This window comes from Paraburkholderia sp. CNPSo 3274 (assembly GCF_024206475.1).
Classification (GTDB): domain Bacteria; phylum Pseudomonadota; class Gammaproteobacteria; order Burkholderiales; family Burkholderiaceae; genus Paraburkholderia.
Window position 1 is genome coordinate 12,640 of sequence record NZ_JAMBPR010000029.1, and the last position, 23,830, is coordinate 36,469.

A 23,830-nucleotide genomic window follows, 5' to 3' on the forward strand; every position below is an offset into this window, starting at 1 on the left:
GGATTTCTTTCGACCCACGTATCCATCGCCTTTATGGAATCACTGCGCATCTACAACACGCTCGCGCGTGACAAGCAAAATTTCGTGCCACTCGAGCCCGGCGTCGTGCGTATGTACGTCTGCGGGATGACGGTGTACGACTATTGTCACGTCGGGCATGCGCGTGTGATGGTGGTGTTCGATATCGTGCAACGCTGGCTGCGCGCGCTCGGCTACAACGTGACCTACGTGCGCAATATTACCGACATCGACGACAAGATCATTCGTCGCGCGGTAGAAAACGGCGAGACGATCAAGCAGCTCACCGACCGTTTCATCGCGGCGCTGCACGAAGACGCGGACGCGCTCGGCATCGAGCGTCCCGATCATGAGCCGCGCGCGACGCAGTACATCCCGCAGATGCTCGACATGATCGGCAAGCTCGAGCGCAACGGCTACGCGTATCAGGGTGCGGACGGCGACGTGAACTACGCGGTGCGCAAGTTCGCGAACTATGGCGCGCTATCGGGCAAGTCGATCGAAGACCTGCGCGCGGGCGAACGTGTGGCGACGAACGATGCCAAGCAGGATCCGCTTGACTTCGTACTGTGGAAACAGGCAAAACCGCAAGAGCCGGCCGACACGAGTTGGGACTCGAAGTATGGGCGCGGGCGTCCGGGCTGGCATATCGAATGCTCGGCCATGGGCTGCACGTTGCTCGGCGAGCACTTCGACATTCATGGCGGCGGCCACGACCTGCAGTTTCCGCACCACGAGAACGAGATAGCGCAGAGCGAAGGCGCGACCGGCAAGACGTTCGTCAATACGTGGATGCATAACGGCTTCGTGAATATCGACAACGAGAAGATGTCGAAGTCGCTCGGCAACTTCTTCACGATCCGCGAAGTGCTGGCGAAGTACGATGCCGAAGTGGTGCGCTTCTTCATGGTGCGCGCGCATTACCGCTCGCCGCTGAATTACAGCGACGTGCATCTCGACGACGCGCGCAACGCGCTCACGCGTCTTTACACGGCGTTGAAGGACGTAACGCCGGACGCGGGCGAGCTTGACTGGAATGAACCGTACGCGCAGCGTTTTCGTACGGCAATGAACGACGACTTCAATACGCCGGTGGCGATCGCCGCGCTGTTCGAACTCGCGAGCGAGGTGAACCGTACACGCGACGCAGTGCTCGCGCGTCAGCTGCAGCGCCTCGCACGTGTGATCGGGCTGCTCGTGCGCGAGCCGCGCGTGTTCCTGCAACAGGCCGCGGGCGCACAAGATGCGGGCGCGCTCGACGTGGCAGCGATCGAAGCGAAGATCGCGGCGCGCACGGCGGCCAAGCAGGCGAAGCAATATGCGGAGGCGGACCGGATTCGGGCCGAACTGCTCGAAGCCGGTGTCGCGCTCGAAGACAAACCGGGCGGGTTGACCGAGTGGCGCCGCGTGTAAGCGGGCTGTCCAGTTTCCACTGATCGATTCGCGAGGCAGGAGGCAGGATGGCAACGGCCACGAAGACGCAGACCAGGCGGTCTGCGTCGCTAACGGGCGCAACTGCGGGCGCACCCGCAGGTGCAAAGCGTGCGCTCAATGGAGCGGGCGGGAAGGCAGCGACAAAGCCGGCTGTAAAGACGGCGCGTGGAAAAACCAACGGCGCGTCCGCATCGCACGAGGCGCTCGATGGCGTGGCAATCGAGGCCGCGCTCTCCAATGGTCCAGCCGCGCTCGAAGCCGTGGAGCCCGCGGCGAACGCGCTGGGCGATTTCGAATTCGAAGTGCAGCGTCCCGACTATTGGGACAAGGCCTGCGCGGACCTCGTCAAGCGCGACCGTATTCTCAAGAAGCTGATTCCGAAGTTCGGCCCCGTGCATTTGTTGAGCCGCGACGATCCGTTCGTCACGCTCGCGCGCTCGGTGGTCGGCCAGCAGATTTCGACGGCGGCGGCGCAAGCGCTTTGGCAGCGTGTGGAAGCCGCGTGCCCGAAGCTCGTGCCGCAGCAGTTCCTGAAGCTCGGTCACGAAAAGCTCGCCGCGTGCGGCCTCTCGAAACGCAAGACGGAATATATCCTCGATCTCGCGCAGCATTTCGTCTCGGGTGCGCTGCACGTCGGCAAGTGGACGTCGATGGACGACGAAGACGTGATCGCGGAGCTCACGGCGATTCGCGGCATTGGCCGCTGGACCGCCGAGATGTTCCTGATCTTCAATCTCGCGCGCCCGAATGTGCTGCCGCTCGACGATCTCGGCCTGATCCGCGCGATCAGCGTCAACTATTTCAGTGGCGAGCCGGTCACGCGCAGCGAAGCGCGCGAAGTCGCCGCCAACTGGGAGCCGTGGCGTACCGTCGCGACCTGGTATATGTGGCGCAGCCTCGAGCCGTCCTGAGGCCTGAGCCAGTTGTCAAATATTGAGAAAAATCCTATCGATCAAAAAAATCGATAGTTCTGAGCCGATTCCGGCGCGGGCGGGCGCGGTTAGAATACGCGCTGCCGCAAAGTGAAGGATTTCCACACATGAAGACCACGTTTCTGGATTTCGAACAGCCGATCGCTGAACTGGAAGCGAAGATCGAAGAACTGCGCTTCGTTCAGGACGATTCGGCCGTCGATATTTCGGAAGAAATCGAGCGGTTGTCGAAGAAGAGCCAGCAGCTCACGAAGGACCTCTATGCGAACCTGAACCCGTGGCAGGTTTCGCAGATCGCGCGTCATCCGCAGCGTCCGTACACGCTCGATTACGTGCACGAGCTTTTTACCGATTTTCACGAACTCCATGGCGACCGCTCGTTCGCGGACGACCTTTCCGTCGTCGGCGGCCTCGCGCGCTTCAACGGCCAGGCCTGCATGGTGATCGGCCATCAGAAGGGCCGTGACACGAAGGAGCGCGCCGCGCGCAACTTCGGCATGCCGCGCCCGGAAGGCTATCGCAAGGCCGAACGCCTGATGCGCCTCGCGGAGAAGTTCGGTCTGCCCATCTTCACGTTCGTCGACACGCCGGGTGCGTACCCGGGCATTGGCGCGGAGGAGCGCGGCCAGTCGGAAGCGATCGGCCGCAATCTCTACGTGATGGCGGAACTCAAGACGCCGATCATCACGACGATCATCGGCGAAGGCGGTTCGGGCGGCGCGCTCGCAGTGGCCGTGGCCGATACCGTCATGATGCTGCAGTTCTCGACCTACTCGGTGATCTCACCGGAAGGCTGCGCGTCGATTCTCTGGAAGAGCGCCGCGAAGGCGCCGGAAGCCGCGGAAGCGCTGGGCCTCACGGCGCACCGCCTCAAGGCGCTGGGCCTCATCGACAAGATCGTAAACGAGCCGCTCGGCGGCGCGCATCGCGACCCGAAGGGCATGGCCGCGCTGCTGCGCCGCGCGCTTGCCGACTCGCTGCGCCAGTTCCAGGGCATGAGCATCGCCGACCTGAAGCAGCGCCGTTTCGAGCGCCTGATGGCCTACGGCAAGTTCAAGGAAACGACGCCGGGCGCGTAAGGCGCGCGACGTCAACGCTCCTCAACGTCTGCGGTCATGCTGTGACCGACCATCCCGAATTCGACGCCGGGCGCATCGTTCTCGATGCGCTCGGCGTTGTGCTTGCCACGCTTGCCGACGATGCACGCATCGCGATCGCGTATAGCGGGGGGCTCGACTCGTCTGTGCTGCTGGACGCCGCGGTGCGGGTGGCCGGGGCGGCGCGTCTCGTCGCACTGCATGTGCATCACGGCCTGAGCCCGAATGCCGACGCATGGCTCGCCCATTGCGAGGCGACCGCGCGCGCCTACGGCGTCACGTTCGACGCGATGCGTGTGGAGTTGGCGCGCGACGCCGCCGCCGGCGTCGAGGCGGCCGCCCGCGACGCCCGCTACCGCGCGCTCGATGCGATGTGCGCGGCGCACGGCGCGCAGGCACTCTGGCTCGCCCAGCATGCGGACGATCAGGCGGAAACGGTGCTGCTACAGTTGCTGCGCGGCGCCGGGCTCGCGGGGCTTGCGGCGATGGCGCCTGCACGTGCACCCGTGAATGGCGTGGCGCGCATGCGGCCGCTGCTCGCCTTGTTGCGCGCGCAACTGGAGCGCTATGCGCACGCGCACGGACTGCACTGGATCGACGACGAATCGAACGACGACACGCGCTACGCACGCAACGCCTTGCGTCACGACGTGATGCCGGCGCTGTCGGCCCATTTCCCCGGTTATCGCGATGCACTCGCGCGCACGGCGGCACATGCGGCTTCTTCGCAGGGCCTGCTCGACGATCTCGCGCGCATCGATTTACGCGACGTTGGACGCGAGGGCGATAGCACGCTTTCACACGCCGCGCTGCTCGCGCTCGACGATGCGCGCGCGCTCAATTTGCTGCGTTACTGGATGCGCTCGCTTGGCCTGCCGGCGGCATCGGCGGCGCGGCTTGCGGATATGTTGCGCCAGTTGCGCGAGGTTGCGCGCGATGACTTGAACGGCCACGCATTACGCGTCGATCACGCCGGACACCGCTTGCGCTCGTATCGCGGAATCATTTCGTGGGAAGCCGCGCGTGCGCGTGACGAACGCGCAGGCGAGAGCGCCGCTCATTCGCGGGCGCCTGTGTCGTTGAGCTGGCACGGAGAGGAAGTCTGGCGCCTGCCATCATGGCGCGGGACCTACATTTTCGCGCCCGCCGCCCCCGACGACGCCGACGCCGTTCCCGAGCACGTGCTCGCGAGCGCGCCGCTCATCGCGCGCGAGCGCAGCGGCGGCGAGCGCTTGCGCGACGAAGCCGCGAACGTGAGTCGCACGCTCAAGAATCTGTTCCAGACGCGCGGCGTGCCTGCATGGGAGCGCGACGTGCCGTTGCTCTTCGCGGGCGAGACGCTGCTGTTCGTGCCCCGTATCGGCGTGAACCGCTCGGCGTTCGGCGCGACGCCAGGCGAGCGTGATGCGGCCTGGCGTCGCATCGAATGGCGCGAGGATTGGCTGATCGCTTGAAGTCGCGCACGAAGTCTCCGTTCAATCCGCCGATGGAGTTGCGATCGTTCCCCCGCAAATCCTTGCCGCGCAAGCCTTTTTCGGCATCCGCAAGCTTGTTCCGTCTTGTAATTTTGACGTCAATCGGGTAGTGTAAGTCGTTTGTCCAGCCCGCTTTTTCGCGTTCACGGACGCCGTCAAAAGCGGCGTGCGCCGTGGAGGCGCGATTTTTCCTTCGAGCGGTATCCGACGGTTGCAGGGACGTCGTAGCGGCATGCGGGCAGGGCGCGAGTGCAAGGCACCAGCGCGTATCGATACGTATCGACACGATGTGGATGCGATGCGCCGACCTTCGCGCCCCTGAGGCAAAACCCGCGCGTGCTGCACGCGCTGAAGCCGCCGCCGTGGCCCCAAGCGTCCGGGCGGCCCAGTTCTTCAGTGCGCCAGCGCGGTAACATCTCCAGTTCAGAACGACAATGGCACTCATCGTACACAAATACGGCGGCACCTCGATGGGCTCGGTCGAGCGCATCAAGAACGTCGCCAAGCGCGTCGCCAAATGGCACAAGGCCGGCCACAAGATGGTCGTCGTGCCTTCGGCGATGTCCGGCGAAACCAATCGTCTGCTCGGTCTCGCGAAAGAAATTTCGCCGCAGCCCAGCCCGCGCGAACTCGACATGATTGCGTCGACCGGCGAGCAGGTGAGCGTCGGCCTCTTGTCGATCGCCCTGCAGGAAGCAGGCGTCGACGCCATCAGCTACACCGGCTGGCAAGTGCCGGTCAAAACCGACAGCTCGTTCACCAAGGCCCGCATCAACGACATCGACGGCGAGCGCGTGCTGGCCGATCTCGACGACGGCAAGGTGGTCGTGATCACGGGCTTCCAGGGCATCGACCCGGAAGGTCATATCACCACGCTCGGCCGCGGCGGCTCGGACACTTCGGCGGTTGCAGTCGCAGCGGCGCTGAAGGCCGACGAATGCCTGATCTATACGGACGTCGACGGCGTCTACACGACCGACCCGCGTGTGGTCGACGACGCACGCCGTCTCGATCGCATTACGTTCGAAGAGATGCTGGAAATGGCCAGCCTCGGCTCGAAAGTGCTGCAGATCCGCTCGGTGGAATTCGCGGGCAAGTATCAGGTGAAGACGCGTGTGCTCTCCAGCCTGACCGACCCGATGATGAACCTCGACGAGGAAATGTCCTCGGGCACCCTGATTACTTTTGAAGAAGACGAGACCATGGAAAAAGCAGTCATCTCGGGTATCGCGTTCCAGCGCGACGAGGCCCGCATCGCCGTGATGGGTGTGCCCGACAAGCCGGGCATCGCGTATCAGATCCTCGGCCCGGTGGCGGACGCGAACATCGACGTCGACATGATCATCCAGAACCAGAGCGTGGCCGGCAAGACGGACTTCACGTTCACGGTGCCGCGCGGCGACTATCAGCGCGCCATGGAAGTTCTCAATAACCAGGTGAAGGGTCACGTGAACGCCGAGCAGGTGCTGGGCGATCCGAAGGTGTCGAAGGTTTCGGTGGTCGGCGTGGGCATGCGCTCGCACGTGGGCGTGGCGAGCAAGATGTTCCGCACGCTCTCGGAAGAGGGCATCAACATCCAGATGATCTCGACCTCGGAAATCAAGATCTCGGTGCTGATCGACGAGAAGTACATGGAACTGGCGGTGCGGGCGCTGCACAAGGTGTTCGACCTCGAGCACGCGTAAATCGCGCTGTTTTTTGCGCTGCATTTTCGTTGTGTGACGACGGTGTGACGCGGGTTTTCCGCTCGATTCTGATTCGCGATGCCGCGCACGACGTTCGTTGTGCGCTTGCAGAAAAAACTTTGCAAAAAAGCGTCGTATGAATTGACCGGAAGGCGCTAACCCGCTATTATCTTGGCTTCGTTGCGCTGCCTCCCTGGCGCGAACGAAGTTTTCGGGAGACGTGGCCGAGAGGTCGAAGGCACTCCCCTGCTAAGGGAGCATCTGGGCCAAAACCTGGATCGAGGGTTCGAATCCCTCCGTCTCCGCCAGTCATGGCGGCGAAACCCCGCAAGTCTCGGCTTGCGGGGTTTTTGTTTTTTGGGCTACCGCCACGCGAAAAGCCAGTGTTCAGGCGGTGCGCTTGTTACCTCCTCGAGTCGTCCGGCTTGCTTCATTGTTGCGCCGCGATTTTCTGACCCATTCGCTTAGGTCTGCGATGGATATGCGTGCGTCAGGAAAATATGCCGGCGTCTCCGGAATGCGCAAAATCCATTCGAGAGCAGTCAATATTTTCGTGGATATGCCGTCAATAGAGTGTTGTTGTGAGCCGCCACCAGGCGATTCCGGGAACTTCTCGAACGGAGAGTGCGATGAGAACAAGGCGCGTCTTTCAGGCATCGATACGAAGCACGCTAAAAGCCGGCTGCGCGGCGGCAACGTCGTGCGCGTGCGCGACGGTGTGGGCTGACGGACAATCGCTGAGCCGATCTGTGATATGGGGTTCTGCACTGATTTCGGGCGCAACGCTTCGTGGGAAAGCGGGGCGCGCAGAAAGTAATTCGTAATGCGAATGAAGTGAAGTTTGTCGCGTGAATGCAGCGGCCGCATAGCAGCATCGCTGTGTGCTGCGCGTGCGTGAGCCCAGGACCCTGTTGCGGCCCGCACGCTTTGGCGCCAGCGGTGATATCCTCCGCTGCGCCATAGTTCGCCGCGTTGCTCAAACTCACGGCAGAAGCGGGTCGCGAGACGCATGCGCCCGATCTGCGCATTCGCATTGAGTTGCGCGCCACAAGCCTTCGCGTTGGTGTAACGAGACGTAACGACGTCGAATGCAGGCCAGGTTTGTGCATCAGTTATTACAAGTTTGAAATACGCGGGCGAAAGCCGTGCGTTATATTGGTTTCAACAAAACATCAAACCCGAAAGGTGAGTCCATGAAGTTCCCACGTGTTGTTGCAATGCTGCTCGGGGGCGTGGCTATCGGCGCATCGAGCGCCGCTATGGCTGGCGTGAGCGTTGGTGTCAACATCGGTATTCCGGCCCCGGTTTATGTCGCTCCGCAGCCGGTCTACGCGCCGCCCCCGCCGCCGGTCGTTTATCAGCCGGCTCCCGTTTATTATGGTGCGCCGCCTGCCATCGTCATCGGCTGGCATGGCGACCGTTACTGGGACGGCCGCCGCTACTGGGGCCGCGATGACTGGTATCGCCACCACGGCGGCTATGGCGGTCCGGGCCGCGGCCACTATGACCGCGACCACGGCGACCGCGACCACGGCGGTCCCCCGGGACATTGGCACTAAGCCGCGAGGTTTGTTGCCGGCGTGATGCGCGTGACACGGCGCGCATGGGACATTAAGCACCGCACCAAAAGAAAAGCCGCCCATTGGGCGGCTTTTGCATTCTTGCCGTTGCGCGCGCAACGACGCGCACGCAACGCAAAGAGAGGCTTACTCGAGGCCGGCCATGCCGCCAACCACGGCGTTGAAGCCCGAGTCGACGTGCATGATCTCGGCGGTCACGCCGGCTGCCAGATCGGACAGCAGGAACGCGGCGGAATTGCCGACCTGCTCGATGGTCACGTTACGCTGCAGCGGGGCGTTCTGCGCGACGAAATCGAGGATCTTGCCAAAGCCCTTAATACCGCTCGCCGCAAGCGTCTTGATCGGGCCGGCGGAGATGCCGTTCACGCGCACGCCTTGCGCACCGAGCGCCACCGCGAGATAACGCACGCTCGCTTCGAGTGCGGCTTTCGCGACGCCCATGGTGTTGTAGTTCGGGATGGCGCGCTCTGCGCCGAGATAGGTCAGCGTCAGCAGCGAAGCGTTCTGAGCGAGCATCGGCTTGGCAGCCTTGGCGAGCGCCGGGAAGCTGTATGCCGAAATGTCGTGCGCGATGCGGAAGTTCTCACGGGTCATGCCATCGAGGAAGTCGCCCGCGATCGCTTCGCGCGGTGCGAAGCCGATCGAGTGGACGAGGCCGTCGAGCGTATCCCAGTGTTGCTTGAGGTCCGTGAAGAGCGCTTCGATTTGCGCGTCGTCGGCTACATCGCAGGGGAACACGAGGTCGCTGCCGAATTCTTGCGCGAACTCGGTGATGCGGTCCTTGAAGCGGTCGCCGACGTACGTGAACGCCAGTTCCGCGCCTTCGCGCTTGCATGCCTGCGCGATGCCGTACGCGATCGAACGGTTCGACAGCAGGCCGGTCAACAGGATGCGTTTGCCAGCGAGGAAGCCCATGAATTCTCCTAAATCAGGTCAATGCGCCAGCGCCTGTGGGGGCGGCGCCGCGTGGTTTGGGTAGAATTCTCTCACAACTGACAAGGCAGCCTGGACAATTACCGATCTATGACGACAGGAACGCGAGGCAGGACGGCGCTCGGCGCGCTTGGGGCAACTGTTCCTGCGGCACGGCTCGCACTTGGCAAAAGGCTGGCGGCGATGTGTCTGGCGCTCGCATTCGGGCTGATGGCCATGCCCTGCGCGTACGCGGTCCACGCCATCGCGCAGTACGGCGAACCCAAATATCCGCAAGGATTCGCGCACTTCGACTACGTGAACCCTGATGCGCCCAAGGGCGGTACGCTCGTCCTCGCCAATCCCGACCGCCTCACGAGCTTCGACAAGTTCAACCCGTTCACGCTGCGCGGCAATGCGGCGCCGGGGCTCGGCATGCTGTTCGAGAGCCTCACGACGGGGAGTCTCGACGAAGTGGCCTCGGCCTACGGTTTGCTCGCCGACGATATCCGCATCGCGCCCGACGCGCTTTCGGTGACATTTCACATCAACCCGAAGGCGCGCTTCTCGAACGGCGACCCGGTGACGGCCGAAGACGTGAAGTTCTCGCTCGATACCCTGAAGAGCCGCCAGGCCGCGCCCTCCATGCAGGCGTACTTCAGCGAGATCACGCGCGCGGTGGTGGTCGATCCCGCGACGATCCGCTTCGAGTTCCACAGCAACAACCGTGAGCTGCCGCTCATCGCGGGCGGCATGCCGGTGTTTTCGCACAAGTGGGGCTTGCGCGCGGACGGCAGCCGCATCGCCTTCGATCAGCTCGCGTTCGAGCAACCGATCGGCAGCGGCCCATATGTGATCGACCGCTACTCGAACGGCCGCACGATCACTTACAAACTCGATCCCAACTACTGGGGCAAGGACCTGCCGGTGCGCGTGGGCACCAACAACTTCGAGCGCATTACCTACAAGCTGTATTCGGATGACGTGGCGCGCCTCGAGGCCTTCAAGGCGGGCGAGTACGACGCGCTCGTCGAATATGTCGCGCGCAACTGGGTGCGGCGCGATGTCGGCAAGCGCTTCGACAGCCGCGAGCTCATCAAGCGCGAGTTCCCGCAGCACAACGGCACCGGCATGCAAGGCTTCGTCATGAATCTGCGCAAGCCCGTGTTCCAGGACGTGCGCGTGCGCCGCGCCCTCGACCTCGCGCTCGACTTCCAGTGGCTCAACCGCATGCTGTTCTATAGCCAGTACCGCCGCATCGACAGCTGGTTCGCGAACACGCAGCTGCAGGCAAAGGGGCTGCCATCGCCTGGCGAGCTTGCATTGCTCGAGCCGTGGCGCAAATCGCTCGATCCTGCCGTGTTCGGGCCGCCGCCCTTGCAGCCCGATACAACCCCGCCGGGATCGCTGCGCGCGAATCTGCTCAAGGCGCGCGCGCTGCTCGCTGACGCCGGCTGGACCTATCGCGACGGCGCGCTGCGCAACGCGAAGGGCGAGCCGTTTACGTTCGAAGTGCTCGACGACACGAGCGCTTCGGCGCAGTGGGCGCCGATCATGGCGCAGTACACCCAGGCGCTCAGGCGGCTTGGCATCCAGGTGAACTATCGCTCGGTCGATTTCGCGCTCTACCAGAAGCGGCTCGACGCCTTCGACTTCGACATGACGACCATCAAGTTCCCCGACGTCCAGGTGCCGGGCGCGGAACAGGTCGACCGCTTCGGCAGCAAGGCCGCCGAGACGCCGGGCTCGGGCAATCTGCTCGGCCTGAAGTCGCCCGCCGTCGACGCGCTCCTCAAGGCGCTCACGCAGGCGCAGACGCTCCAGCAACTGCTCGACGCCACGCATGCACTCGACCGGGTGCTGATGCACGGCTACTATGTGGTGCCGCAGTGGTATAGCGCGACGCACCGTGTGGCGTTCAAGAACACGCTGGTGTATCCGGCGAAATTGCCGCTGTACTATGGCGCGAACGACTGGATCATCTCGACGTGGTGGTTCAAGCCGCAGCCCGGACCGCGAGCGGCGGGTCATTAACAACGGACACGACGGAAAGCATCGAAATCATGTGGAGCTACATCGTCAAACGCCTGCTGCTGATGATCCCGACGCTGCTCGGCGTGCTCACGCTGACCTTCGGCGTGATCCAGTTCGTGCCGGGCGGCCCCGTCGAACAGGCGGTGCGCGAATTGCGGCGGGGCGCGGAGCAGGGCATGCCATTTGGCATGCGCGCACATTCGGGCGTGGACGCGCAGCAGATCGCACAGCTCAAGCAGCTTTACGGCTTCGACAAGCCGCCGCTGCAACGCTATTTCCTGATGCTCGGGCGCTTTGCGCGCTTCGATCTCGGACAGAGCTACTTCCATCACCAGAGCGTATGGTCGCTCATTATTTCCAAGCTGCCGGTTTCGATCAGCATTGGCCTCTGGACCTTCTTTCTCACCTATCTGATATCGGTGCCGTTGGGCATCGCGAAAGCGGTGCGCAACGGCTCGCGGTTCGATCTCGTGACGAGCCTGGTCGTGCTCGTCGGTTACGCGATTCCGGGCTTCGTGCTGGGCGTGCTGCTGCTCGTGCTGTTTGGCGGCGGCTCGTTCCTGCAACTCTTCCCGTTGCGCAATCTCACCTCCGATAACTGGGACACGCTCTCGCTCGGCGGCAAGATTCTCGACTATCTCTGGCACATCACGCTGCCCGTGACGGCCTCGGTGGTGGGCAGTTTCGCCGTTACGACCATGCTGACCAAGAACGCCTTTCTCGAAGAGATCCGCCGCCAATACGTGCTGACCGCGCGCGCGAAAGGGCTCTCGGAGCGAACCGTGCTCTGGAAGCACGTATTTCGCAACGCGTTGCTGCCGCTCGTGGTGGGGTTCCCGGCGGCGTTCATCGGCGCGTTCTTTACCGGCAGCCTGCTGATCGAAACGCTTTTCTCGCTCGACGGGCTAGGTCTGCTTTCGTACGAATCCGTCGTGCGGCGCGATTATCCGGTCGTGCTCGGCACGCTGTACCTCTTTACGTTGATCGGACTGCTAACCAAACTGATCTCCGATCTGTGCTACGTGTGGGTCGATCCCCGCATCCAATTCGAACAACTGGAGCGCTGAGTTGAACCGAGTCCGCGCTGGCGCCGAGCCCGAACTTCGCACAGAGAGCGTGCACGCCTTCAAGTCGCCCACGCCCGCCCGCCGCGTGTGGCTGCGCTTCAGGCAGCAGCGCCTTGGCTACTGGAGCCTGATCGTGTTTCTCGTCGCGTTCGCGGCGAGTCTCGCGGGTCCGCTCTGGTGCAACGACAAGCCGATCGTCGTGCGCTCCGAGGGGCACTTGTATTTCCCGTTATTCAAGGACTATCCGGAAACCGCGTTCGGCGGCGATTTCCCGACGCCTGCCGACTACCTCGATCCGTACATTCGTCACCGCTTCGACGCGCCGGGCAACTTCGCGATCTATCCGCCGAACCCGTACTACTACGACACGCTCAACTACTTCGCGAAAGTGCCGAACCCCGCGCCGCCGTCGCGCCAGAACTGGCTCGGCACCGACGAGAGCGGCCGCGACTTGTTTGCCCGCTTGCTCTATGGCTTTCGCGTGTCGGTGGAGTTCGCGCTCGTGCTCACTGCCATCGGCACGCTGCTCGGCGTGCTGGCGGGCGCGGTGCAAGGGTACTTCGGCGGCAAGGTCGATATCTTCGGACAGCGTCTCATCGAGATCTGGAGTTCGCTACCCGAGCTTTATCTGCTGATTATTTTCGCGGCGATCTTCGAGCCGGGCTTCGTGCTGCTGATCGTGCTGCTTTCGCTGTTCGGCTGGATCGGATTGTCCGACTATGTGCGCGCCGAATTCCTGCGCAACCGCAACCAGGACTATGTGCTCGCCGCGCGCGCAATGGGCCTTTCGAACTGGCAGATCATCTGGCATCACGTGCTGCCCAATAGCCTCACGCCCGTCATCACGTTCCTGCCGTTTCGCATGAGCGGCGCGATTCTCGCGCTCACGAGCCTCGACTTCCTGGGTCTTGGCGTGCCCGCACCCACGCCGAGCCTCGGCGAGTTGCTCGCGCAGGGCAAGCGCAATCTCGACGCATGGTGGATCGCGCTCTCGACCTTCGGCGTGCTCGTGGCGACGCTTCTGCTGCTCACATTCATCGGCGACGCGCTACGCAACGCGCTCGACACGCGCATTTCCGACGCCATGAAGGCCGGAGGCAACCAGTGAGCACCGTGCCTCAGGACAAAGCCGCGCCGCTCCTCTCGATCGAACACTTGAGCGTGCGCTTTGACGAGACGCTCGTCGTCGATGACGTCTCGCTCGCGATCGGACGAGGCGAGCGCGTGGCGCTCGTCGGCGAGTCGGGCTCGGGCAAGACCGTCACCGCGCTCGCGGTTCTGCGCCTGCTGCAAGATGCGCAGATCAGCGGCACCATCCGCCTCGACGGCGACGATCTGCTCGCAAAGAGCGAGCGCGCGATGCGGGGTCTGCGCGGCAACGACGTCGCGATGATCTTCCAGGAGCCGATGACGGCGCTCAATCCGCTCTACACGATCGGCGAGCAGATCGCGGAAACCATCGTGCTGCACGACGGCGTCTCGAAGAAAGCGGCCTACGAGCAGGCGGTGGGGTTGCTCGAGCGCACGGGCATTACCGAGGCGCGGCGGCGCGTGTCGAGTTATCCGCATCAGCTCTCGGGCGGCCAGCGCCAGCGTGTGATGATCGCGATGGCCCTCGCGTGCCGTCCGCGTCTTTTGCTCGCCGACGAGCCGACCACGGCGCTCGATGTGACGATCCGCGGCCAGATCGTCGATCTGCTGCTCGAACTGCAGCGCGAGGAGGCAGCGCGGCGCGGTATGTCGGTGCTGCTCATCACGCACGACCTGAACCTCGTGCGCCGCTTCGCGCAGCGCGTGGCCGTGATGGAGAAGGGCAGGCTCGTGGAGTCGGGCAGCATCGAGCAGATTTTCGAGGCGCCGCAACACCCGTACACGCAACGGCTGATCGCGAGCCGGCCCGAGCGCCACGTGCTGCCCGTCCTGCCGATCGCGCCGGTTCTCTTGCAGGCGAAGGACGTGATCGTCGACTTCGCAACGAAGCTGCCGGGTTTTCGCGGCTGGTGGCAGAAGGGGCGCTATCGCGCCGTGAACGACGCGAACATCGCGGTGCGCCAGGGCGAGACGCTCGGCATTGTCGGCGAGTCCGGATCGGGCAAGACGACGCTTGCGATGGCGATGTTGGGGTTGCAGCGAACGGCAGGCGGTGTCGTCGAGTTCCAGGGGCGGCCGATCGCGAGCTATCGGGGCCGCGACAGGCTTTCGTTGCGCTCGCATCTGCAGGTTGTCTTTCAGGACCCGTTCAGTTCGCTTTCTCCGCGCCAGACTATCGAGCGCATCGTGGGGGAGGGGCTCGCGCTGCATCGGCCCGATCTTTCCACCGAGGAGCGGCGCAAGCGCGTCGTCGGCGTGCTGCGCGAAGTGGGCCTCGATCGCACCGCTTTGCAACGATACCCACACGAATTTTCGGGCGGCCAGCGCCAGCGTATCGCCATTGCCCGCACGCTGGTGCTGGAGCCGCGCGTGATCGTGCTCGACGAACCGACCAGTGCGCTCGACGTTTCGATCCAGCAACAGGTGTTGAGATTGTTGACGGAGTTGCAGCGCAAGTACAACCTGGGCTACGTGTTCATCAGCCACGACCTGGAGGTGATCGGCGCGATGGCGCACCGGGTGGTGGTGATGCAGAACGGAGCGATCGTCGAGTCGGGAGAGGTCGCGAATATCTTCGATAGACCGGCCCATCCTTACACCCGAAAATTGTTGAAAGCTGCATTCGACCGCTAGGCTTTGGCGGAACTTGAGGGTGAAGTTCGGTGAAATTCACCAATGAGGTGAATATCGCGATTGAATTTTTCTATTTGTTTTGACACACAAATACTTACTGGCTAGTATCGTCCAAACTTTTCTACTAACTCCCTGATTTACGGGAAATTTCTACCGACCAATGCAGCACCGATACCTGACCCAGGCTTGCACGCGCGTCGTCGCCGGGATGTTCATCGGCGTACTGATGGCCGCAGCTCCCGGCGCGTTCGCCGACGAAGTAAGCAGCTTTAACCAGAATGCCTCATTTTCGCCGAGCAACGCGGCGAATCCGCAGTCCATCCCCGCATTGCAGAACGCACTTCAGAATGCCAACCAGGCGACCCCGGCGGCGGCTCCGGCCCCGACCGAAGGCGGCGCCAAGGCGTTCCTTTCCGGCATGGCCGGCAAAGCCGGCGACGTCGTTGTTGGCGCACTCAACATGATTGGCGTGCGTTACCGCTGGGGCGGCAACACGCCCGACTCCGGCCTCGACTGCAGCGGCTTCGTGCGCTACGTGTTCCAGGACACGCTCGGCATGTCGCTGCCGCGCCGCGCCGAGGAAATGAGCCGGGTGGGCGAGAAGGTCAGCATGAGCAACCTGAAGCCGGGCGACCTCGTGTTCTTCAACACCATGCGCCGCACGTTCTCGCACGTCGGCATCTACATTGGCGACAACAAGTTCGTGCATTCGCCGTCCACCGGCAGCACGATCCGTGTTGACGACCTCGACGACGGCTACTGGGAAAAGCGCTTCACGGGTGCACGCCGTATCGAAACGTCGTTCACGCCGGACCAGCAGCAAAACCTCAAGCGCGTGAGCGCACAGTTCGACGGCAACGGCGGCAACTGATCGAGGTTTTATCGTGAACAAAAAGCCTGCTTGTTGCGAAGCAGGCTTTTTGCGTTTGTGCGCCCGCTTAAAGGGCGCTTGGATCCGGCGATCAGGCCGTCAGGCGCGCCGCGGAGAGCTTGCGTTCGAGTTCCGGCATGATGCGCGCCGCGGCTTCCTCGCCCGCGAGAATCGCCGCGTTGCGCTGCGTGAAGTCGCTGCTCGACATCGCATTGAGGTTCGGGCAGATCACGACGTCGGCGTACTTGTCGAGCTCGTAGGTCTTGATCGTCTGGCCCATGATCGTGAAGGTCTGCATCAGCACGTCGAATTGACTCAGCGTCGAGGCCGTTTCCGGGCGCGCCGAGATGTCCACGGCGATCACGAAGTCGGCGCCCATCCGACGCGCGAACGAGGCCGGCACGGGGCTCACGAGGCCGCCGTCCACGTATTCATGGCCCGCAATCTTCACGGGCTCGAAAATCGACGGAATGCTGCACGACGCGCGCACGGCAATGCCTGTGTTGCCGCGCTGGAACAGGATGGGCTGGCCCGTGCGCAGGTCGGTCGCGACGACACCGAGCGGCTTCGCCATCTTCTCGATGGGGCGGTCGTGCAGCGTGGTGTTCAGATAGTTCTGGAGCGCCACGCCCTGCAGGAGGCCGCGCGTGCGAAACGGCATCGCCCAGTCGCTGATCGAGGCTTCGTCCATCGTCAGTGCGAGCTTGTTGAGCGCGAAACCGTTCATGCCCGAGGCGTAAAGCGCCGCGACGACCGAGCCTGCGCTCGTGCCGACCACGAAGTCGACTTGCACGTTGCGCGCTTCGAGCGCCTTGATCACGCCGATATGCGCGAAGCCGCGGGCCGCGCCGCCGCCGAGCGCGAGGCCCACGCGAATCGGGCGCGTCGGCCTGGCGACGGGCGGCGGGGGCGCGGTGGTGACGGGCGGCGGGACGCTGGCGGTCTGCGTGCCCGCGGTCGTGCAGGCGGCAAGGACGGTGGAGGCGGCCGCAAGCGAAAAGTGCCGGCGGCTCAACGAGGGCGATGACTGCTTCAAGAAGATTCTCCATGCGGTCCGCGTGCGTGTCCGACAAGCAACGGCGCGGTACCCCGGTCTGCTCGCGCGGGCGGCCGAGTATCTGTGTTTGCGCGCGCGACGCCGCATCGTAGTGGCGGCGCGCCGACATCATAAGGCAAAGCGCGGTCGGTTTAGCGAGCGTGCATGTAACGCGATGTGTCGGTAGATGACAACGCGCTCGACGGTTTGCGAGCGCGCGGACGTTTGCATGAGAGAAACGTCGCGCCCGCAGGCGCGCTCCGGGCCTCTCCGTCAGGTCGAAGCGGTGCATGGCGGGTATAATCCCGTCTCTCATTTTCCGGATTCCCGTTCGTGTGCGCGAGGCTGCGCGCGCCCCGGCGCTCCCGCGCCAGCCGCGCGGGTCGAACGCGCCGCGAACCCTGGCCGTCCGCCGCCGTCGCTGCTTTTCTCGCCAGCGCCGCGCTCCGGATGGCGTCGCCTTCGAGTAATCGCCCATGACTACCTCTGTCGTCCGTACCCGCTTCGCGCCGAGCCCGACCGGCTTCATCCACCTCGGCAACATCCGTTCCGCGCTTTACCCGTGGGCGTTCGCGCGCCACAACAAGGGCGTCTTCGTGCTGCGGATCGAAGACACCGACCTCGAGCGTTCGACGTCGGAATCGGTCGATGCGATCCTCGAAGGCATGGATTGGCTCGGCCTGAATTTCGATGAAGGTCCGTTCTACCAGATGCAGCGCATGGACCGTTATCGCGAAGTGCTCAAGGAGATGCAGGAGCAGGGCCTCGTGTACCCGTGCTACATGTCGACCGAAGAGCTCGACGCGCTGCGCGAACGCCAGCGTGCCGCCGGCGAGAAGCCGCGCTACGACGGCACGTGGCGCCCGGAGCCGGGCAAGGTACTGCCCACGCCGCCGGAGGGCGTGCAGCCGGTGCTGCGCTTCCGTAACCCGCTCACGGGCATGGTGGCATGGGACGACGCTGTCAAGGGCCGCGTGGAGATCTCGAACGAAGAGCTCGACGACCTCGTGATCGCACGCCCGGACGGCACGCCGACCTACAACTTCTGCGTGGTCGTAGACGACCTCGACATGAAGATCACGCACGTGATTCGCGGCGACGACCACGTGAACAACACGCCGCGCCAGATCAACATCCTGCGCGCGCTCGGCGGCGAGCCACCGGTCTACGCGCACCTGCCTACCGTGCTCAACGAGCAGGGCGAAAAGATGAGCAAGCGCCACGGCGCGATGAGCGTGATGGGCTATCGCGACGCAGGCTATCTGCCGGAAGCGGTGCTCAACTATCTCGCGCGCCTCGGCTGGTCGCACGGCGACGCCGAAGTGTTCACGTGCGAGCAGTTCGTGGAGTGGTTCGATCTCGACCACCTGGGCAAGTCGCCCGCACAGTACGACCACAACAAGCTCAACTGGCTCAACAACCACTACCTGAAGGAAGTGGACAAAGCGCGCCTCGCAGAGCTCTCGAAGCCGTTCTTCGCCGCGCTCGGCGTGGACGAAGCCGCGCTCGCCAAGGGCCCGTCGCTCGAAGGCGTAGTCGCGCTTTTCAAGGACCGTGCGAACACGATCAAGGAGATCGCCGAGAGCGCGATGATGTTCTATCGCGAGCCGCAGCCGGAAGCCGACGCGCTCGCGCAGCACATCACGGAAGCCGTGCGCCCCGCGCTCGCCGATCTCGCCGCCGCGCTCAAGGGCGCGGAGTGGACGAAGGAGGGCGTCTCGGCCGCGCTCAAGGCTACGCTCGCCACGCACAAGCTCAAGATGCCGCAGCTCGCGATGCCGGCCCGCTTGCTCGTAGCGGGTACGACGCATACGCCGTCGGTCGATGCGGTGCTCGTGCTGTTCGGCCGCGATGCGGTGGTGAGCCGCATCGAGAAGGGTATTTCGGCTGCAAAGTAAATTTTTTGAAGAATTATTCGCCCGGACCCTAGCGCCCGGGCGGCAGTTCTTGTAGTATTCGGGCTCCGTTGAATACGGAGCGCGAGATGGCAGCAAATCTCACGCAAAGAGCCGCAGAATCGGGCAACGATGTTTCAAGGAAACCTCGAAGCGCTTCAAAAAACGATTCAAAAGCTCTTGACGAAAGCGAAATTGATGTTTAAAATCTCGCTTCTGTTCTGCAAGGGGGTATAGCTCAGCTGGGAGAGCGCTTGCATGGCATGCAAGAGGTCAGCGGTTCGATCCCGCTTACCTCCACCAACAGAACGCGTAGTAAGCAGTAGAGTGTGGTAAAGGCATTATCTGAAAAGATCATGTCCCCTTCGTCTAGAGGCCTAGGACATCACCCTTTCACGGTGAGTACAGGGGTTCGAATCCCCTAGGGGACGCCAGACATGAGCGTCGTCAATGAGATTGGCGAGGCACCAGGTGGAAATCAACCGACATCCATCTGATTGTGTCGAACTGGAGCGGTAGTTCAGTTGGTTAGAATACCGGCCTGTCACGCCGGGGGTCGCGGGTTCGAGTCCCGTCCGCTCCGCCAGATCGAGCCCGTTCAGAAACTGTGAGCGGGCTTTTTAGTTAAAGTGACGATTACAGGCGCAAGCCCGTGTTGTCCCCTTCGTCTAGAGGCCTAGGACATCACCCTTTCACGGTGAGTACAGGGGTTCGAATCCCCTAGGGGACGCCAAATCAAAATGCGGCGCCAAAGAGCAGTGTGGCGACGCCGCCAGCGGGAATCGACCGACGCCCGCTGGTGTGATGTGAGAAATGAGCAGCAAGCTGGAGCGGTAGTTCAGTTGGTTAGAATACCGGCCTGTCACGCCGGGGGTCGCGGGTTCGAGTCCCGTCCGCTCCGCCAGCTTCAAAGCCGTTCCGCAGTTGCTTCGGCAATTGCGAACCGCTGCAGTTCCAAGGCTTATGCCTGTGTTGTCCCCTTCGTCTAGAGGCCTAGGACATCACCCTTTCACGGTGAGTACAGGGGTTCGAATCCCCTAGGGGACGCCAAATCAAAATGCGGCGCCAAAGCGTAGTATGGCGACGCCGCCAGCGGGAATCGACCGACGCCCGCCGGTGAGCAGCAAGCTGGAGCGGTAGTTCAGTTGGTTAGAATACCGGCCTGTCACGCCGGGGGTCGCGGGTTCGAGTCCCGTCCGCTCCGCCAGAACGAAGCCCGTTGGATACGTCCAACGGGCTTTTTCTTTTTCCGCAGACGTTCTCCTACTTCCATCCTCATACTCTCCCTACGCGTCCTTTCGTTTTGCCGTACGGACAATCTGCGATTGCCGGCGGCCGCGCGTTATCGTAGCGTTGTCGAAACTTCGTTTCCCCGCTTGCCGACATGTTCGCACCGAACGACATTCCGTCGCCGTTTCAGCTGCGCCGCGCCACCATGGACGATTTCGAGTTCGCGGAGACGCTCACGCGCAACAACATGGGTGGCTACTATCTGCGGCATCACCTCGTCTGGCGCGGCGATCTCTTTCTGGCGAGTTATCGCGAGTCGGAGAATTTCATCCTCGAACTCGACGGCGAGGCAATTGGCGTGCTGCGCGTGACGCAAGAGGGCGACTCGCTGCACATTCGCGACGTGCAGATCGCTCAGGGGTATCGCGGCAATGGCGCAGGCACCTTTTTGCTCGACATCTCGCACCAATGGGCCCGCGAGCGCGGCCTGCGCGAGTTGCAACTGCGCGTGTTCGTCGATAACCCCGCAGCACGTCTCTATCTGCGCATGGGGTATCGCGTGGCGGGTCCGAGGCTTGCGCGCCTCGGCTCGATTCGCCACATGACGCGGCTTGTCTGAACCTGGCCGATCTCCCACTCAACGCGCGTTGTCGTCGCGATGGTCATCGCGCGCGGCGGCCACGGAATCTTCCGGTTCATCCTCGTCGCGATCGGCCGTGCCGCGCGCGATGAAGGCGCGCGGGCTCTCGCCGAAGGCGCGGCGAAACATCGCCGAAAACGCGCTCTGGCTCTGGTAGCCGAGTTCCTGCGCCACGACGGCCATCGGGCGTCCCTGATTGAGCAGTGGGATCGCGCGCGCGAGAATCGCCTGCTGGCGCCACTGCGAAAAGCTCACCCCAAGTTCCTGACGAAAGAGCCGCGCGATCGTGCGCGTGCTCGCGCCTACGTGTGCGGCCCAGTATTCGAGCGAGCCGGGTCCCGCCGGGTCGGCGATCAGCGCTTCGCACAGCGCGCGCAGGCGCTTTTCCTCGGGCATCGGCACGGCGAGCGGCAGCGGCGCCGAGCGTGTGATCTCGTCGAGCGCCAGCGCGCCGAGCAGGCGCTCGCGCGCGGTGGGAATGCCGCGCTCGTCGAGCGCCGCGATCGTCTCGCGCAGGAGGCCTGAGACTTCGACCACGCGGCACGCGTCGAGGCCGGGCGGAATCACCGATTCGTCTACGTAGAGCGTGCGCAGGAACGCGTCCTCGACGATCGCCACTTCGTGCGTGATGTGAGGCGGCACCCAGATCGCGCGCGAGGGCGGCACCATCCACGTCGTGCCGGGCGTCGCCATGCGCAGCACGCCGCGCGACGAGTAGGCGAGTTGCGCCCACGCGTGCGTATGCTGTGCGATGCACACCCCGGCCGGCATGGGCCGCGAGCGCACGCGGATAGGATGCGTAGGTGTAGGCGCGAACTCGGGCGGGATATCGACGAGTTCGGCGCGCGGCTGCGCCTCGTTGCGTACGTCGTTGGGTGCGAAGCTGGGTAAATCCTCGGGCATGACGGGCAGGGCGGCGGATTTGGCGAGTGGCGCACCCATTGTAGACGTCTCGCGTTCGAGGGCTTGGGCCGCACGCATTTATGGCCGGGCATAATGTGGGCGAATCGACAGCGTGCTCGTGTGGCGCGAGCCGCCTTGAAGGAGAGAAAAGAGTGAAATACGTGTTCGTCTACGGCACGCTGCGCGCGGGCGAGATCAACGACATCAACCTCGTGGCGGATCGCAATGCGATCGCGCGCCCGCGTCACCTCGGTCTCACCACGCTCGCCGGCCGGCTCTTCGACTTCGGCGCCTATCCTGGGATGGTGGCCGGATCGGCGGACGCGCAATCGACGGTCGTCGGCGACGTCTATGAAGTCGACGACGCGCTTCTCGCCGTGCTCGACGAAATCGAGCAGGTTTATCCGGGCGTCGACGGTCTCTTCGTTTCGCAGGAAGTGGATCTCGAGGTACAGGGCGAACGGATCGCTTGCCTCTACTATCCGGTTGCGTCCGCCGCCATCGCAGGACGCCCCGAGATCGCAGGCGGCGACTGGGTCGCGCATCGGCTCGCGCGCTGATCGTTCGAGGCGCGGCGCGTGAAAACACGAAGGCCCGGCGGGCTCACACCCGCCGGGCCTTTTTCATCGGCTATTCGTTAGGCGTGCCGAGCGATTAGATCTCTTCGTACAGCGGCAGCGTCAGGAACTCGACGAAGTTTTCCGACGTCGACATCTTCTCGAAGATCTGCGCGGCGCGCTCGTACGGCTTCGTGTCGCCGCCGACCGACGCCTTCACCTTGTCCAGCTCCTGCGGGATCAGTTCGCGCACGAGTTCGGCCGTGACCTTGCGGCCGTCTTCGAGCTTGCCCTTGGGCGAGCGGATCCACTGCCACACCTGCGAGCGCGAAATTTCGGCGGTCGCGGCGTCTTCCATCAGGTTATGGATCGGCACGCAGCCATTGCCCGCGAGCCACGAGCCGAGGTAGTGGATGCCCACGTTGATGTTGTTGCGCAGGCCCGTCTCGGTGATCGGCGCTTCCGGACGGAAGTCGAGCAGATCCTTGCCCGCGACGTTGACATCCGCGCGCTGCTTGCTGATCTGGTTCGGCTTGTCGCCGAGCACCTTCACGAACTCTTCCATCGCGATGGGTACGAGGCCCGGGTGCGCAACCCAGCCGCCGTCGTAGCCGTCCGTTGCGTCACGCGCCTTGTCCGAACGCACGCCACCCATGGCCTTGTCGTTGGCGGCCGCGTCGTTCTTGATCGGGATGAGTGCGCTCATGCCGCCGATAGCCGGCGCGTTGCGCTTGTGGCAGGTCTTGAGCAGTTCGAGCGCGTAGGCGCGCATGAACGGCACCGTCATCGTGATCTGCGAGCGGTCGGCAAGGCAGAAGTCCTTGTCGTTCTTGAACTTCTTGATTGCCGAGAAGATGTAGTCCCAGCGGCCGGCGTTGAGCCCCGAGCTGTGCTCGCGCAGTTCATGGAGGATTTCGTCCATCTCGAACGCGGCGAGGATCGTCTCGACCAGCACCGTCGCGCGGATCGTGCCGCGCGGGATGCCCACGCCTTCCTGCGCCGCGACGAAGGTGTCGTTCCACAGGCGCGCTTCGAGGTGGCTTTCCATCTTCGGCAGATAGAAGTACGGGCCGCTGCCGCGCGAGATCAGTTCCTTCGCGTTGTGGAAGAGATAGAGCGCGAAGTCGAAGATACCGCCCGACACACGCTGACCGTCCACCGTCACGTGCTTTTCGTCGAGGTGCCAGCCGCGCGGACGCACGATCAGCGTGGCGGTCTTGTCGTTGAGCTTGTAGGTCTTGCCGTTCTGTTCCAGCGAGATCGTGCGGCGCACTGCGTCCTTGAGGTTGAGCTGGCCGACGATCTGGTTTTCCCAGTTCGGCGAGTTCGAGTCCTCGAAGTCGGTCATGTACGCGTCCGCGCCGGAGTTCAGCGCGTTGATGATCATCTTGCGCTCGACCGGGCCCGTGATTTCCACGCGGCGGCATTCGAGATCCTTCGGCAGCGCGGCGATCTTCCAGTCGCCTTCGCGGATCGATTTCGTATCGGCAAGAAAGTCGGGGCGCTCGCCGGCGTCGAGGCGCTTCGTGCGCTCGACGCGTGCCTTCAGCAGTTCCTGGCGGCGCGGCTCGAACGCGCGGTGCAGCTTCGCGACGAGTTCGAGCGCTTCGGGCGTGAGGATCGTTTCGAAGCCGGGCTGGATTTCAGCCGTGATCTGCATGCCTTGCGGCAGTTGCAACGTGGTCGCCATTTGCTTGCTCCTTGGTCGGTCAGATTGTGAATGCGTGGTTGTTGTGGCTG

Annotated in this window: 19 protein-coding genes and 8 tRNA genes; 22 read left to right on the plus strand and 5 right to left on the minus strand. The window is 63.6% G+C overall.

From position 1 onward, the window contains the following. Positions 1-33 precede the first annotated feature (33 nt). From cysS to M3I54_RS20425, 6 genes are all read left to right on the plus strand, one after another. A complete protein-coding gene (gene cysS / locus M3I54_RS20400) occupies positions 34-1,431 on the plus strand; it encodes a cysteine--tRNA ligase (protein WP_254339157.1) in 1,398 nt (465 codons plus the stop codon). Positions 1,432-1,478: 47 nt separating this feature from the next. Beyond that, positions 1,479-2,363, plus strand: a complete 885-nt coding sequence (locus tag M3I54_RS20405; RefSeq protein ID WP_254339159.1) for a DNA-3-methyladenine glycosylase — start codon at positions 1,479-1,481, stop codon at positions 2,361-2,363. A gap of 128 nt (positions 2,364-2,491) precedes the next feature. Beyond that, positions 2,492-3,463 (plus strand): acetyl-CoA carboxylase carboxyltransferase subunit alpha, encoded by a 972-nt coding sequence (locus M3I54_RS20410; RefSeq protein WP_254339161.1) that lies wholly within the window; start codon positions 2,492-2,494, stop codon positions 3,461-3,463. 41 nt (positions 3,464-3,504) lie between these two features. Further along, positions 3,505-4,935, plus strand: a complete 1,431-nt coding sequence (gene tilS / locus M3I54_RS20415) for a tRNA lysidine(34) synthetase TilS (RefSeq protein ID WP_254339163.1) — start codon at positions 3,505-3,507, stop codon at positions 4,933-4,935. Between the two features lie 455 nt (positions 4,936-5,390). Then, positions 5,391-6,641, plus strand: coding sequence for an aspartate kinase (locus tag M3I54_RS20420; RefSeq protein WP_254339166.1), 1,251 nt, complete (start codon positions 5,391-5,393; stop codon positions 6,639-6,641). Positions 6,642-6,855: 214 nt separating this feature from the next. Continuing rightward, a tRNA-Ser gene (locus tag M3I54_RS20425) sits at positions 6,856-6,949 on the plus strand. A gap of 79 nt (positions 6,950-7,028) precedes the next feature. Here M3I54_RS20425 and M3I54_RS20430 read toward each other — a convergent pair. Next, entirely contained in the window at positions 7,029-7,652 is a 624-nt protein-coding gene (locus M3I54_RS20430) for a hypothetical protein (RefSeq protein ID WP_254339168.1), read from the minus strand. 182 nt (positions 7,653-7,834) lie between these two features. Here M3I54_RS20430 and M3I54_RS20435 point away from each other — a divergent pair, with 182 nt between their 5' ends. After that, positions 7,835-8,200 carry a hypothetical protein gene (locus M3I54_RS20435; protein ID WP_254339170.1) on the plus strand — a complete coding sequence of 122 codons (366 nt, stop codon included), beginning with the start codon at positions 7,835-7,837 and terminating at the stop codon, positions 8,198-8,200. A 147-nt stretch (positions 8,201-8,347) separates the two neighbouring features. Here the strand turns inward: M3I54_RS20435 and fabI are convergent, their stop codons facing one another. Continuing rightward, positions 8,348-9,136: an enoyl-ACP reductase FabI gene (gene fabI, locus M3I54_RS20440; RefSeq protein ID WP_254339172.1), complete on the minus strand. Its 789-nt coding sequence runs from the start codon at positions 9,134-9,136 to the stop codon at positions 8,348-8,350. Between the two features lie 108 nt (positions 9,137-9,244). On the opposite strand from fabI, the gene M3I54_RS20445 reads away from it, so the two are divergent. The 5 genes from M3I54_RS20445 to M3I54_RS20465 all read left to right on the plus strand — a co-directional run bounded on the left by M3I54_RS20445 (position 9,245) and on the right by M3I54_RS20465 (position 15,829). Further along, positions 9,245-11,167 carry an extracellular solute-binding protein gene (locus M3I54_RS20445; protein WP_375542173.1) on the plus strand — a complete coding sequence of 641 codons (1,923 nt, stop codon included), beginning with the start codon at positions 9,245-9,247 and terminating at the stop codon, positions 11,165-11,167. 29 nt (positions 11,168-11,196) lie between these two features. Continuing rightward, entirely contained in the window at positions 11,197-12,234 is a 1,038-nt protein-coding gene (locus tag M3I54_RS20450; protein WP_028204101.1) for a microcin C ABC transporter permease YejB, read from the plus strand. Position 12,235: 1 nt separating this feature from the next. Next, on the plus strand, positions 12,236-13,342 hold the full coding sequence (locus tag M3I54_RS20455) for an ABC transporter permease (RefSeq protein WP_375542174.1): 1,107 nt from the start codon (positions 12,236-12,238) through the stop codon (positions 13,340-13,342). Then, positions 13,339-14,958, plus strand: coding sequence for a dipeptide ABC transporter ATP-binding protein (locus M3I54_RS20460; protein ID WP_254339176.1), 1,620 nt, complete (start codon positions 13,339-13,341; stop codon positions 14,956-14,958). The genes M3I54_RS20455 and M3I54_RS20460 overlap by 4 nt, the downstream gene beginning before the upstream one ends. Before the next feature lie 160 nt (positions 14,959-15,118). Beyond that, positions 15,119-15,829, plus strand: coding sequence for a C40 family peptidase (locus tag M3I54_RS20465; RefSeq protein ID WP_254339178.1), 711 nt, complete (start codon positions 15,119-15,121; stop codon positions 15,827-15,829). A 91-nt stretch (positions 15,830-15,920) separates the two neighbouring features. On the opposite strand, the gene M3I54_RS20470 is transcribed toward M3I54_RS20465, so the two are convergent. Continuing rightward, positions 15,921-16,865 carry a patatin-like phospholipase family protein gene (locus M3I54_RS20470; protein ID WP_254339180.1) on the minus strand — a complete coding sequence of 315 codons (945 nt, stop codon included), beginning with the start codon at positions 16,863-16,865 and terminating at the stop codon, positions 15,921-15,923. A 476-nt stretch (positions 16,866-17,341) separates the two neighbouring features. Here M3I54_RS20470 and gltX point away from each other — a divergent pair, with 476 nt between their 5' ends. From gltX to M3I54_RS20515, 9 genes are all read left to right on the plus strand, one after another. Further along, positions 17,342-18,763: a glutamate--tRNA ligase gene (gene gltX, locus M3I54_RS20475; protein WP_254339183.1), complete on the plus strand. Its 1,422-nt coding sequence runs from the start codon at positions 17,342-17,344 to the stop codon at positions 18,761-18,763. Between the two features lie 224 nt (positions 18,764-18,987). Further along, a tRNA-Ala gene (locus M3I54_RS20480) sits at positions 18,988-19,063 on the plus strand. Between the two features lie 55 nt (positions 19,064-19,118). After that, positions 19,119-19,194 (plus strand) — tRNA-Glu (locus tag M3I54_RS20485). 75 nt (positions 19,195-19,269) lie between these two features. After that, positions 19,270-19,346 (plus strand) — tRNA-Asp (locus M3I54_RS20490). Positions 19,347-19,417: 71 nt separating this feature from the next. Continuing rightward, positions 19,418-19,493: transfer RNA gene (locus tag M3I54_RS20495), tRNA-Glu, on the plus strand. Positions 19,494-19,587: 94 nt separating this feature from the next. After that, positions 19,588-19,664: transfer RNA gene (locus M3I54_RS20500), tRNA-Asp, on the plus strand. 70 nt (positions 19,665-19,734) lie between these two features. Further along, positions 19,735-19,810: transfer RNA gene (locus M3I54_RS20505), tRNA-Glu, on the plus strand. Between the two features lie 80 nt (positions 19,811-19,890). After that, positions 19,891-19,967 (plus strand) — tRNA-Asp (locus M3I54_RS20510). 177 nt (positions 19,968-20,144) lie between these two features. Beyond that, positions 20,145-20,609: a GNAT family N-acetyltransferase gene (locus M3I54_RS20515; RefSeq protein ID WP_028204095.1), complete on the plus strand. Its 465-nt coding sequence runs from the start codon at positions 20,145-20,147 to the stop codon at positions 20,607-20,609. 18 nt (positions 20,610-20,627) lie between these two features. On the opposite strand, the gene M3I54_RS20520 is transcribed toward M3I54_RS20515, so the two are convergent. Next, positions 20,628-21,533 (minus strand): helix-turn-helix domain-containing protein, encoded by a 906-nt coding sequence (locus M3I54_RS20520; protein WP_375542176.1) that lies wholly within the window; start codon positions 21,531-21,533, stop codon positions 20,628-20,630. A 152-nt stretch (positions 21,534-21,685) separates the two neighbouring features. Here M3I54_RS20520 and M3I54_RS20525 point away from each other — a divergent pair, with 152 nt between their 5' ends. Next, positions 21,686-22,093, plus strand: a complete 408-nt coding sequence (locus M3I54_RS20525; RefSeq protein ID WP_254339187.1) for a gamma-glutamylcyclotransferase family protein — start codon at positions 21,686-21,688, stop codon at positions 22,091-22,093. A gap of 94 nt (positions 22,094-22,187) precedes the next feature. On the opposite strand, the gene aceB is transcribed toward M3I54_RS20525, so the two are convergent. Continuing rightward, positions 22,188-23,780 (minus strand): malate synthase A, encoded by a 1,593-nt coding sequence (gene aceB, locus M3I54_RS20530; protein ID WP_254339189.1) that lies wholly within the window; start codon positions 23,778-23,780, stop codon positions 22,188-22,190. Positions 23,781-23,830 lie beyond the last annotated feature (50 nt).

Coding starts and splice junctions, on each gene's coding strand:
- M3I54_RS20435 (WP_254339170.1), top strand. CDS start 7,835: ATGAAGTTCCCACGTGTTGTTGCAATGCTGCTCGGGGGCGTGGCTATC.
- M3I54_RS20420 (WP_254339166.1), top strand. CDS start 5,391: ATGGCACTCATCGTACACAAATACGGCGGCACCTCGATGGGCTCGGTC.
- M3I54_RS20410 (WP_254339161.1), top strand. CDS start 2,492: ATGAAGACCACGTTTCTGGATTTCGAACAGCCGATCGCTGAACTGGAA.
- M3I54_RS20445 (WP_375542173.1), top strand. CDS start 9,245: ATGACGACAGGAACGCGAGGCAGGACGGCGCTCGGCGCGCTTGGGGCA.
- M3I54_RS20405 (WP_254339159.1), top strand. CDS start 1,479: ATGGCAACGGCCACGAAGACGCAGACCAGGCGGTCTGCGTCGCTAACG.
- fabI (WP_254339172.1), bottom strand. CDS start 9,136: ATGGGCTTCCTCGCTGGCAAACGCATCCTGTTGACCGGCCTGCTGTCG.
- cysS (WP_254339157.1), top strand. CDS start 34: ATGGAATCACTGCGCATCTACAACACGCTCGCGCGTGACAAGCAAAAT.
- M3I54_RS20520 (WP_375542176.1), bottom strand. CDS start 21,533: ATGCCCGAGGATTTACCCAGCTTCGCACCCAACGACGTACGCAACGAG.
- gltX (WP_254339183.1), top strand. CDS start 17,342: ATGACTACCTCTGTCGTCCGTACCCGCTTCGCGCCGAGCCCGACCGGC.
- M3I54_RS20515 (WP_028204095.1), top strand. CDS start 20,145: ATGTTCGCACCGAACGACATTCCGTCGCCGTTTCAGCTGCGCCGCGCC.
- aceB (WP_254339189.1), bottom strand. CDS start 23,780: ATGGCGACCACGTTGCAACTGCCGCAAGGCATGCAGATCACGGCTGAA.
- M3I54_RS20450 (WP_028204101.1), top strand. CDS start 11,197: ATGTGGAGCTACATCGTCAAACGCCTGCTGCTGATGATCCCGACGCTG.
- M3I54_RS20430 (WP_254339168.1), bottom strand. CDS start 7,652: ATGCGTCTCGCGACCCGCTTCTGCCGTGAGTTTGAGCAACGCGGCGAA.
- M3I54_RS20465 (WP_254339178.1), top strand. CDS start 15,119: ATGCAGCACCGATACCTGACCCAGGCTTGCACGCGCGTCGTCGCCGGG.